General features: G+C 67.7%; 17 protein-coding genes. All 17 read left to right on the top strand.

All coding sequences use genetic code 11. From position 1 onward, the window contains the following. The first annotated feature begins 5 nt into the window (after positions 1-5). The 17 genes from ACPWUT_RS09640 (at position 6) to ACPWUT_RS09560 (ending at position 12,077) form a co-directional block, all read left to right on the top strand. Positions 6-1,232: a phage major capsid protein gene (locus tag ACPWUT_RS09640; protein WP_425836967.1), complete on the top strand. Its 1,227-nt coding sequence runs from the start codon at positions 6-8 to the stop codon at positions 1,230-1,232. Positions 1,233-1,303: 71 nt separating this feature from the next. After that, positions 1,304-1,522, top strand: a complete 219-nt coding sequence (locus ACPWUT_RS09635; protein WP_425836964.1) for a hypothetical protein — start codon at positions 1,304-1,306, stop codon at positions 1,520-1,522. 16 nt (positions 1,523-1,538) lie between these two features. Then, on the top strand, positions 1,539-2,090 hold the full coding sequence (locus tag ACPWUT_RS09630; RefSeq protein WP_425836961.1) for a hypothetical protein: 552 nt from the start codon (positions 1,539-1,541) through the stop codon (positions 2,088-2,090). After that, on the top strand, positions 2,087-2,428 hold the full coding sequence (locus ACPWUT_RS09625; RefSeq protein WP_425836958.1) for a hypothetical protein: 342 nt from the start codon (positions 2,087-2,089) through the stop codon (positions 2,426-2,428). Before ACPWUT_RS09630 ends, ACPWUT_RS09625 begins: the two co-directional genes overlap by 4 nt. Continuing rightward, complete coding sequence (locus ACPWUT_RS09620) at positions 2,428-2,685, top strand: hypothetical protein (protein WP_425836955.1); 258 nt, start codon at positions 2,428-2,430, stop codon at positions 2,683-2,685. Before ACPWUT_RS09625 ends, ACPWUT_RS09620 begins: the two co-directional genes overlap by 1 nt. 2 nt (positions 2,686-2,687) lie before the next feature. Continuing rightward, positions 2,688-3,098, top strand: a complete 411-nt coding sequence (locus ACPWUT_RS09615; RefSeq protein ID WP_425836952.1) for a hypothetical protein — start codon at positions 2,688-2,690, stop codon at positions 3,096-3,098. Between the two features lie 63 nt (positions 3,099-3,161). Further along, positions 3,162-3,743, top strand: coding sequence for a hypothetical protein (locus ACPWUT_RS09610; RefSeq protein ID WP_425836949.1), 582 nt, complete (start codon positions 3,162-3,164; stop codon positions 3,741-3,743). Positions 3,744-3,829: 86 nt separating this feature from the next. Beyond that, positions 3,830-4,177: a hypothetical protein gene (locus ACPWUT_RS09605; protein WP_425836946.1), complete on the top strand. Its 348-nt coding sequence runs from the start codon at positions 3,830-3,832 to the stop codon at positions 4,175-4,177. Positions 4,178-4,281: 104 nt separating this feature from the next. Continuing rightward, the gene (locus ACPWUT_RS09600; RefSeq protein WP_425836943.1) at positions 4,282-4,602 is read left to right on the top strand and encodes a hypothetical protein; all 321 of its coding nucleotides are present in this window, start codon (positions 4,282-4,284) and stop codon (positions 4,600-4,602) included. Further along, positions 4,547-6,448 carry a hypothetical protein gene (locus ACPWUT_RS09595; protein ID WP_425836940.1) on the top strand — a complete coding sequence of 634 codons (1,902 nt, stop codon included), beginning with the start codon at positions 4,547-4,549 and terminating at the stop codon, positions 6,446-6,448. Before ACPWUT_RS09600 ends, ACPWUT_RS09595 begins: the two co-directional genes overlap by 56 nt. Continuing rightward, positions 6,445-7,308 (top strand): hypothetical protein, encoded by an 864-nt coding sequence (locus ACPWUT_RS09590; protein ID WP_425836937.1) that lies wholly within the window; start codon positions 6,445-6,447, stop codon positions 7,306-7,308. Before ACPWUT_RS09595 ends, ACPWUT_RS09590 begins: the two co-directional genes overlap by 4 nt. Beyond that, positions 7,309-8,895: a Gp37-like protein gene (locus tag ACPWUT_RS09585; protein WP_425836934.1), complete on the top strand. Its 1,587-nt coding sequence runs from the start codon at positions 7,309-7,311 to the stop codon at positions 8,893-8,895. It abuts the gene before it with no gap. Between the two features lie 58 nt (positions 8,896-8,953). Then, complete coding sequence (locus ACPWUT_RS09580) at positions 8,954-9,898, top strand: hypothetical protein (protein ID WP_425836931.1); 945 nt, start codon at positions 8,954-8,956, stop codon at positions 9,896-9,898. 100 nt (positions 9,899-9,998) lie between these two features. Continuing rightward, complete coding sequence (locus ACPWUT_RS09575) at positions 9,999-10,853, top strand: SH3 domain-containing protein (RefSeq protein ID WP_425836928.1); 855 nt, start codon at positions 9,999-10,001, stop codon at positions 10,851-10,853. Beyond that, entirely contained in the window at positions 10,850-11,335 is a 486-nt protein-coding gene (locus ACPWUT_RS09570) for a hypothetical protein (protein WP_425836925.1), read from the top strand. The genes ACPWUT_RS09575 and ACPWUT_RS09570 overlap by 4 nt, the downstream gene beginning before the upstream one ends. After that, positions 11,335-11,757, top strand: a complete 423-nt coding sequence (locus ACPWUT_RS09565) for a hypothetical protein (RefSeq protein ID WP_425836922.1) — start codon at positions 11,335-11,337, stop codon at positions 11,755-11,757. The genes ACPWUT_RS09570 and ACPWUT_RS09565 overlap by 1 nt, the downstream gene beginning before the upstream one ends. Further along, positions 11,754-12,077: a hypothetical protein gene (locus ACPWUT_RS09560; protein WP_425836919.1), complete on the top strand. Its 324-nt coding sequence runs from the start codon at positions 11,754-11,756 to the stop codon at positions 12,075-12,077. The genes ACPWUT_RS09565 and ACPWUT_RS09560 overlap by 4 nt, the downstream gene beginning before the upstream one ends. Positions 12,078-12,595 lie beyond the last annotated feature (518 nt).

The raw sequence follows: 12,595 nt of genomic DNA, 5'->3' as shown, positions 1-12,595 counted from the left end.
ACATCGTGAACCTCAAGGATCAGCTGGCCGCACTGCAGAAGCAGTGTCAGGCCATCGTGGACGGCGCGAAGGCGTCCGGCCGCGAACTCACCGACGACGAGATCACCGACCTCGAGGCGAAGTCCGCCGAGGCGATCGAGCTCAAGGGCAAGATCGAGCGGTCGGAGAAGTCGAGCGCGATGATGGACCGGATCTCCGGCCTCGACATCCCGGTCGACAAGGTCGAAGCCATCGGCGAGATCGCGAAGTCGCTCGGTGAGCACTTCGTGAAGCACGCCGGTCAGGCGCTGCGCGAGAAGCGCGGCGAGAAGGGTGCCTCCGTGGCCGCCCCCGAGTTCAAGGCCGCGACCGACACGCACGTGATCGGTTCCGTCTTCGCCCCGGCGCTCACCGAGGTCGACCGCACCATCGTGCAGGCCGTGCGCCCGCGCCTGGTCGTCGCCGACCTCCTCGGCACGGGAACCCTCTCGGGCAACGCGATCAGCTACTTCGTCGAGGGTGCGCTCGAGGGCGCGTTCACGACCGTCGCTGAGGCGGGCGCGAAGCCGCAGCTCCACGTCGCCGACCCCACGGCCGTCACCGACGCGCTCAAGAAGATCGCCGGCTGGATCAAGATCTCGGACGAGATGGTCGAAGACCTCGACTTCGTCGTCTCCGAGATCAACAACCGCCTGCTCTACGAACTCGCGAAGTTCGAAGAGGCGCAGCTGCTGAACGGCCCGGGCACCGGCTCGACCATTCTCGGCATCCTGAACCGCTCGGGCGTGCAGACCGAAGCGCGCGGCACTCTCGCTTCGAACGACACCGTCGCCGACACGATCTTCCGTGCCATCACGAAGGTCTCCACCGGCTCCGGTCTCGACGCCGACGGTCTGGTCATCCACCCGTCCGACTACCAGTCGCTGCGACTGGCGAAGGACGTCAACGGCCAGTACTACGGTGGCGGGTTCTTCTCCGGCGCCTACGGCAACGGCGGCCTGTCCGAGCAGCCCAACGTGTGGGGTCTCAAGACCGTCATCACCCCGGCGATCGCCACGGGCACGGTCCTGGTCGGCGCGTTCGGCCAGTCGGCGACCGTGTACCGCAAGGGTGGCGTCCGCGTCGAGTCGACCAACTCGCACGCCTCCGACTTCACGTCGAACCTCGTCACGATCCGTGCGGAGGAGCGCATCGCGCTCGCCGTGCGTCGTCCCGTCGGCTTCGTGAAGACCACGATCACGGCCGCACCGTGATCAATCGGGGCGGCCAGGACCTCCGCCTGGTCGCCCCGACCCCCGTTCCCCACGCACCGAAGGAGACCCCCATGGGAATCAGGCAGGTCGAGATCATGATCGACGGCACCCCGCACACCGTGCAGGTGAACGACGACGACAAGAACTACCCGTTCCGAGCCCCCGCCGAGAAAGCGGACACGCCCCCCAACAAGGAGCGCGCCCCCCGGAACAAGGCCGTCAAGCCGGCCACCAAGAAGCCCACCGCCCCGGCGGTCGAGGCGGCGTCCGACCCGGACGCATCCGAGTGACCAGGAGGTGGTGATCGTGCCCATCGAAGCTGAAGACCCGTTCGCGTCCCCGACGCTCATGGAGCAGCGCTCGCAGGGCGCGATCACCACCACCACCCACCCGTACCTGCCGTCCGAGCTCAACGCCGCCACGCAGGACATCCGCGACTTCTGCCGGTGGCACATCGCCCCCCGCAAGCAGCTCACCCACCACCAGCGCGGCCCGTTCGTCGAGCACGTGTGGCTCCCCGCCATGCAGATCCAGTCGATCGACGAGGTCACCGCCGACGGCACGGTCTGGACCGAGGACCAGGTTGCCGCGATCGAGTTCAACCCCGACACGGGATGGACGAGCCTGTGCGGCCGTTACGTGACCGTCAAGTACACCGCCGGGTTCGAGGAGGTCCCCGCGAACATCGAGACGCTCACGCTCGAGCTCGCCGCGACCGCACTGGGCACCTCCCTCGGGTACGCGCGCGAACAGGCCGGCAGTGTGTCCGTCACCTTCGCGCGCGCAGGCGGCGGCATCGACGACGGCTCCGCCCCCGCCCGGCGCCTCGCCGCGTACCAGATCGGACGGCTCCCGTGATCACCGGTGCCGTCGCCCGCCACTCGATCGTGGTCGTCCGGGCGCCGCTCGTCGACGACGGCCGCGGCAACGAAACCCGCGACTGGGTCAACGCGACCGAGACCACCCTCCACGGGTGGGCGGTCGACGCCGGCTCCACCATCGAAGACGAGACGAACCGCGACGGTTCCGCCGTCGAGTACACGATCCGCGGACCCTACACAGCAGATGTGGTCGCGACGGACCGTGTGCGCCTCCTGGGCGGCCTGTTCCAGGTCACCGGGGGCGTGATGCGTCAACCCGGTCCCAGCCCGCTCACGAGCCACACAGCGTTGCGCCTCACCCGCTGGGAGGGATGATGCCGAAGACCGTCCGGAGTGTCCGCATCGAACTGAACTCGAACGCGATCGCCAACCTGCTGCAGTCCTCGCAGATCTCCTCCGACCTCGAGGCACGCGCCGAACGGATCGCTGCTGCCGCCGGGCCCGGCCACGAGGTCCGCGTCACGAAGAACCGTGACCGCGCCGTCGCGTTCGTCACCACAGCGACCGTCGAAGCGATGCAGGCCGAAGCCGAAAACGGGACGCTCACGAACGCGATCGACGCCGGGAGGTGACCGTGGCCGAACTCCTCGTTCCCGCCGACTCCGAAGTTGCGCTCGTCGACGAGCTCAACTCGCGGATGCCCGACATCTTCGACGGGCTCCACGCCGGGACACGCATTCCGAACCCGCAGCCCGCCGAGTTCATCCGCGTCACCGTCACAGGTGGCACCGAACGCGATCTCGTCACCGACACCCCCACCCTGTTCATCGAAGGGTTCGCGACTTCCGAGACCCGCGCGGAACGCATCACCGCGCACGCCGTCGCCGCTCTGCAGTCCGCCGGGCGTACCGGCACCCTCGGCGGGATCACCTGCTACGGGGTGCGAGTCCTGTCGCTCCCCGCGAACCTGCCCCTCCCGACCGTGCCCGACCGGTTCCGGTACCGGGCCACCGTCTCCGCAGACCTCCGCCGCACGGCGGTCTAGTTCCCCAACCCCGCGAGCGTCCGACCGGGCGCCGCTTCGCTACGCCCGAAAGGGGCACCACGCATGACCGTGTCAAGCAAGAACGTCTTCGTCGGCGCGCCCGACCAGGCGACCACCGGAGCGATCCTCACCGGACCCGAGACCGACGTCATCCCCGATCAGATCGACGACTTCGTCTTCACCGGACTCACCGATTCCGGCTACGTCGACGAGGAGGGCGTCACGATCACCCCTTCGGAGACCACCGAGTCCATCAAGGACTGGTCGCTCAAGGTGATCCGGAAGGTGCTGTCCGAGTTTGAGGGCACCATCGCCTGGTCGCACCTCGAGCTCTCCGAGGGTGCGCTCACGAACTACATGGGCGCGAGCAACGTGTCCGTCGAGGCGGCGACCAGCGGACACGGCAAGCAGATCCGCGCCGCGATCGCCGGCGAGTCCCGGCCCGTGAAGGCCTGGTACTTCAAGATCAAGGACGGCACCCGTCGCGCCCTCGTCTTCGTGCCCCACGGCCAGGTCACCGAGCGCGGCGAGATCGCGCTCCTCGCGTCCTCCGCGATCAAGCTGCCCGTCACCCTGTCGACCTACCCCGACGCGGCCGGCAAGAACATCTACATTTACACGGACGACGGCATCGTCAGCGCCTGACACCGTGCACGCCAGAGGGCGGGTCTGAGGGGAACCAGACCCGCCCTCGGCTTTTCCCACCGTTCCCCACCAACCGGAGGTTCCCCATGTCGTTCAAGGTGCCCGAGTCGAAGGCGTCCATCGACCAGAACAAGTGGACGTTCGACTTGCCCACCGGCGAGTCGTTCACCGTCCCGAAGATGCAGTACCTCAACGCCGACATCCGTGAGCGGATGACGCAGATCGGTGTCGAGCTGAAGACCGTCATCGATGCCGGCGACAAGCCCTCGCCCGAGCAGACCGCCGCGCTCTCCGCCATCCAGCGTGAGCTCCTCGAGACATACGCGCCCGGCGTGTACAAGCTCGTCTCCGACGACCAGGTGCAAGCGATCTTCGAGGGCTGGCAGGAGGCGTCGAGCATCACGGTGGGGGAATCCTCAGCCTCTGCCGACTGATCGAGCTGCACGCAGAGGCCATCGAGTTCGACCTGCTCAACGCGGGTCGTTCGCTCGACGAACTCGGGTCCACGCTCTCGTGGCGTGACTTGTGGGTGCTGGTCATGAGGTGGCAGAAGACGCCCGGGACCGCGACATGCGAGTCCGTGCAGGGCGTCGTCCACTGGCCCGTCACGGACCAGCTGCTCGCGACGATCTACGACGTCCTGCAGCACGCGAACTGGCAGCGGTCCGGGAAGAAGAACGCACCCAAGCCGAAGCGGCTGCAGCGGCCGTGGGAGAAGACCGCGGCGCGCAAGCTCGGTTCGATGCCGATCCCGATCAGCAAGTTCAACGACTGGTGGGACTCGAAGCGGAAGGAGACCAGTCGTGGCAGACGGCGTCGAGCTCGCAACAGCGTGGGTGAGGCTGGTCCCCTCGGTTGAGGGCATCACCGACCAGGTCGTGAAGTCCGTCGGCGGCTCTGAGATGGAGAACGCCGGCAAGCAGTCCGGCAAGAAGTGGTCCGCGGGCGCGAAGGCAGCGATGGCTGTCGGCGCGGCCGCGATCACGGCCGGCGTCGTCAAGGTCTTCACGACAGGTGTCGAGGAGCTGAAGTTCGGGGAGAAGGTCAGCGCCCAGACGGACGTGCTGATCAAGAACACCGGGTTTGCGATGGCGACGTCGCAGATCGAGGACTACACCCTGTCCCTGTCGCAGCTGTCCGGGATCTCCGAGGAGGACCTGCAGGCCGCGGGGAACAGCATCCTCAAGTTCGGCGACATCTCGGAGGAGAACTACAAGAAGGCTGTCGCCAGCGTCAACGACCTCGCCGCCACCGGCAAGGACGCGTCGGGCGTCGCCGAAGGTCTCGGGAAGGCTCTCGCCGATCCGGCTACCGCCGCCGGCAAGCTGCGCCGCATGGGCATCAGCCTCACCGAGCAGCAGCAGGAGCAGATCAAGGCGATGACGAAGGCTGGCGATACTGCCGGCGCGCAGAAGGTCATCCTCGATTCGCTCGAGTCGACCTATGGCGGGATGGCGGAGGCCGCTGGTGGCACGCTCGAGGGGAACCTGAACAAGCTCAACAACTCGTGGGAGAACCTCGCCGGCGCGGCCGTCGAGTCGCTCATGCCCGCGATCGAGGGCGTCGTCGGGATGCTGCAGGGATTCGTCGGCTGGATCTCCGAAAACGAGGCCGTCATGCCGATCCTCATCGGTGCGCTCGGGTTCCTCGCCGTCGCGTTCGTCGGCGTCACCGTCGCGACGTGGGCGATGAACACCGCCCTCCTCGCCAACCCGATCACGTGGATTATCCTCGGCATCCTCGCGCTCATCGCCGCGCTCGTCCTGCTCATCATGAACTGGGATGCCGTTGTCGCCTGGGTGACCGACGTGTGGGGCGGGTTCATGGGCTGGTTGGAGACCGTCATCGACGGGTTCGTGTCCTGGTGGGGTTCAACCTGGAACGCCGTGGGCGCCTGGATCAAGGGCGTCTGGGACGGATTCACCGCCTGGGTTACCACCCTGTGGACTGCGTTCATCGTGTGGCTTTTCACCATGGGTGTCCGCATCAGCAACTGGTGGAACGGTCTCTGGTCCAGCATCGGCAAGTGGATCTCCGACGTGTGGAACGGGATCGTCAACGGTGTCACGAACTACTTCACCACGCTGTGGAACGGACTCGTCTCCGTCGGCCGTTCCATCAGCAACTGGTGGAACGGTCTCTGGTCCGGGATCAGCGACTTCTTCGGCGGCATCTGGGACGGCATCCTCAACGCCGTCGAGTCTGTCGGGCGCGCGTTCCGAGACATCTTCGACGGTGTCCGCGGGTTCATTGAGAACGCCTTCAAGGGTGTCCTCGGTGTCGTGAAGGCTCCCCTGAACGGGATCATCGGTCTCGTCAACAGTGCAATCCGCGCGGTCAACGGGATCAGCGTCACGATCCCCGATTGGGTGCCCATCGTGGGCGGTCAGACGTGGGGGCTGTCGCTTCCTACGATCCCGATGCTCGCGGCCGGCGCGACGATCATGCCCCGTGCGGGCGGGACTCTCGCGGTCCTCGCCGAGGCGGGACGCCCCGAGTCGGTCGTGGACACCGGGTTGATGAACCGTGCCCTCGAGGAGGGCCTGTCCGGTTCGGGCCGGGGGGAGACGTTCATCCTGCGCGCCGAGCTCACCCCCGAGCGGGGGACACCGCTGGCGGTGCAGGTTGACCGGGCGGCGCAGCGACTCGCATCCAAGCGTGGTTTCGTGCGGATGCGCAGCGAACTGTCGGAGGTGACGGCGTGATCGAGTTCTCGATCGAGTCGACTGCGGGCACCATTCCGCTCGCCACCCGAGGCGGCAACACGACACCTTACGTGTTCGAACCCGGTGTGACCGGGCTCGGCCTCCCACCGGATCTCTTCGAATGGCAGGAGTCGCCGGTCGCGGGCGGGCGGGTCCGCTCCCACCGGGTTGGGATGCGTGACGCCGAATGGCCGATCGTGATCCTCGGTGCCTCGCAGGACGAGATCAACACGCTCGCGAACGAGCTCGCCCGGATCATCGACTACGAAGCGGACCCGCAGCTCGTCGCCCGGTACACGACCGGCGAAGTGTGGCGGCTCGGGTTCTACCGGGTCGGCGGGGCGGACAACCCGGTCGCAGGGTGGGGTGACTCGCACCTGCGATGGGTGCTGTCAGTCCGATGCCCGGACCCGTACTGGGTGTCTGACGTGCCCGTCACCATCGGGCCCATCGGCGCGGAACCGGTCCCCGTCGGACTGCTGCCCGACCTCGCCGAGCTCCACGTGGGGAAGTCGTCCACGTTCGGGGCGGTCACGGTCGAGAACCCGGGCGACGCCCCGTCGCCCGTCTCGTGGCGGATCAGTGGCCCCGGTGGTCCGACGAGCGTTCTGCTCGGCGGTGTCGGGTTCACGTTCGAGACGCCGCTGATCGCTGGCGAGATCGTCACCATCGAGCGCGGGCCCCTCGGGTGGACCATACTCGACCAGCTCGGCGCGAACCGGTACGCGGACCTCGGCCCGGCACCCAAGTTCCCATTCGTCCCGAAGGGCAGCACCGAAGCGGTCATCCAGATGGATGACCTCGCATCCGGTGCGGCCGTGACGGGCTTCTTCAAGGTGAAGCGGAAGCTGGTGATGTGAATGGACGTCCGTGACCTGACCGTCGAAGTGAGGGCCGCGGACCTGTCTCGCATCGGACAGATCGACGAGGACTATCTCCCCGGTGCCCTGTTCGTCCCACGCTTCCGCGGCGTCGGCGCATGGCAGGTCACGCTCCCCGCATCCGTCGACGGGCAGGAGTACACCCTCGCGACCGAGCTCGCGCAGGAGGGCGCCGGCATCATCGTCACCGGCCCCGGAGGGGTCATCCTCTCCGGGCCAATGACCGCCGCCGTGAAACGTGTCGACACGGAGACCCTCGAAGGTGAATGGGTGATCTCCGGGATCTCCGACCTCACCGCCGCGGAGGACGCGCTCGCGTACCCGCAGCCGTCGAACGTGAACCCGGCAACACAGAACGTGTCGAACGACGTCCGCTCGGGCGCCCGCGAGACGCTGCTGCACGCGTACGTCAACGCCAACATCGGCCCCGCCGCCCCCGTCGCACGCCGCAAAGCTGGCCTCGTCATGGGGACGAACACTGGGGTGGGTGGCTCGATCACCCAGTCGCCGCGGTTCCAGAACCTGCTCGAGCTGCTGCAGCAGATCAGCATCGGCTCGGACTTGTGGTTCGACATCCGGCAGGATGACGCGCAGCTGCGTTTCGTGACCGGCGTCTGCGTCGACCGGACACTCGACATCCGCCTCGACCTGGACAACCAGCAGCTGGACTCGATCGAGAACGGCATCGCCGCGCCGACGGTCACGGACGTCATCGTCGCAGGGCAGGGCGAGGGTGCCACCCGGAAGATCATCACCCGGGAGAGTGCCACTGCGCGTGCGGTGTGGGGTCGGCGCATCGAGCGGTTCATCGATCAGCGACAGACGAACGAGACGACCGAGCTGCAGGAGGCGGGGGACGCGGCGATCGCCGAGGGTGGCATCACCATCGGCGCGCTGAAGATCGTCCCGTCTGAGGACATTGCCGGCACCTACGGGGTGTCGTGGTCCGTCGGTGACTGGGTCACGGCGGTCATCGGCGACGTCGAGGTGCCGGCCCGGGTGAACGCGGCCGCTATCGCCGTTCGCACGGAGGGCGTGTTCGTCGGCGTGACGATCGGTGACGACGTCGCGACGGACTGGGAGTCCGGTGTCGACTCAGAGCTCACAAGCCACGACGCCCGGATCTCGAACCTGGAACGCAACACGGTCGGGGTCCTGCCGCAGTCGCCGCGCACGTACTATCCGACCGGTAGCCGGTACATCCGCGTGGCGCGGGTCAACGGCGGCGGTGCATCGGGTGGCGCGCACGTCCTCTTCGACTACTTCGGTGGATCGAACTACGGGGTGCTGAGCCGAGCCAGTGGCCGCGCGCACTTCACGCAGCGAGGAGCGGGCACCGGGGCTGTCGGCCTGCAGGTGTGGAACTACGGCGCGACCACCCTCCGGTGGTTCACGAAGTACACCGCCGAGTTCAACTTCGAACTGTGGCTTCTGCTGCCCAGCTTCGCGAGCACCATCACCCTCCGCCCCGGCGACGTCCTGTTCGGTGAACTGCTGTTCGACTCTGAGACGACGACCGCACCGTCAGGGCTGGTCGAAGTCACCACGGGTATCACGAACTACTGACCCGCCCTTCACCTCCGAAGCCCCACAGGGCTCTCGCTTCCATGCCTGAGGAGGCATCATGACGCAGCGTTCATACCCGTTCGTCAACGGGTCAACGACCGACGCCGAGTTCTCGGCCATGTTCAAGCAGGTGTTCCCGTCCGCGGTCATCAGCGGCCTCACCGTCTCCGCGGACTCGTCCGGCCTGAATGTGAAGGTCGCTGCCGGCACCGCCTACGTCCGTGGACACTTCTACTCGAGCAACGCGCAGGAAACCCTCGCGGTCGACGCGGGGTCCGCGCAGGCGCGCATCGACACCGTCGTCCTCCGGCTCGAGTACGGGTCCGTCAACGACGTCCGCCTGGTCGTGAAGAAGGGCACCCCGGCCGCGTCACCGGCCGCGCCCACCCTCACCCAGACCGACAGCGGGATCTACGAGTTCCCGCTCGCGAACATCGCCGTCGCGGCGTCCGCTGTGACGATCGCACCCGGCAACCTCACCGACCGGCGCACCTACTGGCCGGCCGTGTTCAAGGCGCTCCTCGCGCTCGTCGCCGCCGACATCCCGAACCTCGACACGTCGAAGATCACGTCGGGCGTGTTGGCTCTCGCCCGCATCCCCGACCTCGACGCCGCGAAGATCGTGTCCGGCGCGTTCCACGTCGACCGCATCCCGAACCACGACACCAGCAAGCTCACCTCCGGTCAGCTGCCCGTCGCGCGGGGCGGTACCAGCGCAGGCGACGCGCCCACGGCGCGCGCCAACCTCGGGCTGGAGAACGGTGCCGTCACGAAGATCCAGCGCGGCACCGTCGCCGTCAGCGGAGCACCGAACGGACAAGTTGACGTGACCCTCACCGGGTTCACAAGCACCCCGCTCGTTCTCGTCCAGGCGACGAGCATCTGGTACTTCGCCTTCCCGACCCTGATCACATCGACCGGGTTCCGCATTCAGACCCGCGCGACCGGTGAAGCGGGCGGCGGTTCATCCACCAACGTGCAATGGCTCGCCGTCGGCGTGTGAGAGGAGACCGGATCATGGCATTCAAGCCCGTCACAATGGCGCGCCTCTACGGGTCGCTCGTCACCCCGCCGCCGACCACCTGACGCCTGAGGAGGCATCCATGAACACGCTGCTGCGCCAGTTCTTCACCGCCCCGGTGTCGCTCGCCTTCTGGGCGTTCGGCTGGGCGTACACGATCGTCCGGTTCCGGCACATCGGGATCGACATCGCCACCACCGGCGACGTCCCCGCGCTCCGCGTCGGGAAGGTGGTCCGAGTCGTCCGCACGACGACGATGGCGTGGGTGGTGGTCCTCCGGTGGGGCCTGCTGTACTTCGCGTACTGCCACCTCGCCAAGACCACGCACCTGCCGAAGGTCGGCGATCGCGTCCGCAAGGGCGAGATCATCGGGCGCCTCGCGTGGACGGACTACCCGCAGAACCCCGGCTACGGCGGTTCGCTGTGGAACGGCCCACACCTGCACCTGGTCGTCTCGACTCACCCCGAGGCCGCGTACCGGAAGGTCGCCGGAGCGGTCTACCTCGACCCCGCCCCGTTGATCCGCGACACCCTGACGATTCCCGACCCGCGCATCGCGCGTGTCACGACGCGTGCGACCCGCCTGTTCGCCGCGCCCGCGAAGGACGCACCTGGTCTGAAGAACCTCCCGAAGGACACCCGGGTCGTCACGGTCGGATCGGCCGTCGGCGGGTTCCTCCGGGTGAAGTACTCCGATGCTGTGGCGTACATCCTCGCGTCGCGTCTCGTCACCCAGAAGGCGCGAGTTCACACGCCGGGGAGCGACCTCCGCTACCGGAGCCGTCCCAGCACCGTGACGGGCAAGATCCTCGGCGCACTCCCGCACGGCACGGTCGTCACCATCCTCGGCGTCGACGGCTCCACGTCATCGGCGAAGTGGGCGCGGGTCACGGTCGGCGGACGTGAGGTCTGGGTGGCGCGGAAGTTCCTCCGATGAGGGGCGTCCGGGCGCTGTGGCGGGCTTCGATCTGGCACCCGGATGCGATCCCCGCCGACGAAGGAGAGATCGCGCGGGACGTGAAGCGCTACCTGCTCCCCGTGATCGACATCCTGATGATCATCGGGGCGTTCCGTGGCATCCACGGCGGCATGCCTACCTTCGCGCTCGTCTTCAACGACACCGCCTCGTACGTCGGAGCGCTGGCCGTGCTCGTCTTCGCGGCAGGTTGCCTGCTCGGGGTGTCCTTCCCCGCGCTGTGGGTGCTCGAGCTCGTCTCGAAGTGCGGTCTTGGCTTCATCCTCGCAACCTACGGAGTGCTGCTCATGGTCGCCGCCGCGGGGGAGTACCCCGCTCGAGGCATCGTGGCCGGCACCTCTTCCGGGCTCGCCACTGTCGTCGTGTGGCGGGTCTTCTGGCTCACCCGCGAGTGGAGGCGCCGACGCGACGCGACGCAACGCGCCACCGAGGGGAGGGCGTGATGGATCCCCTCCTCGGTTGGGGAAGCATCATCTTCTCCTCTGCGGCGATCGTCATCGCGGCGTGGCTCGGGCTCCGCGGCAAGAGAGGCGAAACATCCGTCGCCGAGACGGAAGCGCAGCAGGCCGCGCTCAACGCCCGATTCGACGACGCGTCGCAGATCGCGAAGTACATCGACGAGCGGGTCGAGCAGAAGGTCAAGCCGATCCGAGACGAGCTCGCGACCGTCAAGGCGGAGTCGAGCGAGATGCACCACGCGGTGAGGGCACGCGAGACGCAGCTGTGGCTCTGGGACCTCCGCGGCCGCGCAGGCGATCTCCCCATGCTGCCCGCCCCCATCCTCGAGCGCCTCGGCCTCGGGCACCTTCTCGGGCTGCCGCTCGAGGACACCGAACCCACCACACCGAAAGCAGGTTCATCATGAGCATCCCCAACGACGCCACTCCCACCGCTCCGCAGGAGATCTGGTTCAAGCCGCAGCGCGTCCTCCGGACCATCGTGCAGGTCCTCACGGCGGCGCTCTCGGTCTGGGCGGCGTTCGTGCTCATCGCTCCCCAGGTGCTCGCCGAGCTCGCCAAGATCCTTCCCGGGTCATGGGTCGCCTGGCTCGCCGGTGTCATCGCGTCGATCACGGTCGTCGCTGGCGTGCTGACGCGCATCATGGCGATCTCCTCCGTGAACGCCTGGCTGACGAAGATCGGCCTCGGCTCGGTCCCGAAGCGCGGTGCTGAGGCGGTGGGCTGATGGCCGACTTCTTCGACCTGAACGTCGCCTACAACCCGACCACGCAGCAGCTCGTCACCGGGGCGACGTTCGACGTCTACGCCGTCGACGACCTCGCGCTCACGAACCCCCTCGACGTCTTCGAGGCTGCGTCGGGCGTCGGGCTGTCGGCCCTCGTCTCGTCCAACGTCGGCGTCCTCCCGCAGTTCCGGGTGGAGGGCGACCCGGAGGAGGTCATCGTCAAGTCCGGGTCGTTCGTCACGCGGCTCCGCTCGGTCGACGGTTCCCGCGGCCCGGCCGGGAAGTCGGCGTGCGAGTTCGCTTCGGAGGCCGGCTACAACGGCACCGAGGAAGAGTTCGGCGACTCGATGGCCCTCATCGGCCGGACGATCCAGTCCGTCGAGATCAACAGCAGCGGCCGTCTCATCATCAACACGTCCAGCGGCGACACGATCGACGCGGGCCTCGCTCGCGGGGCGGCTGGTGTCGCGGGTGTCGGTATCGCGTCGATGACGGCTCGCTCACCTTCGCGGGTGGCG

It is taken from the genome of Microbacterium sp. PA5 (assembly GCF_049860775.1).
In the GTDB taxonomy this organism is placed as follows: Bacteria; Actinomycetota; Actinomycetes; order Actinomycetales; family Microbacteriaceae; genus Microbacterium.
The sequence above is the reverse complement of the archived record's forward strand: the minus strand, read 5'-3'. Positions and strand labels throughout refer to the sequence as shown.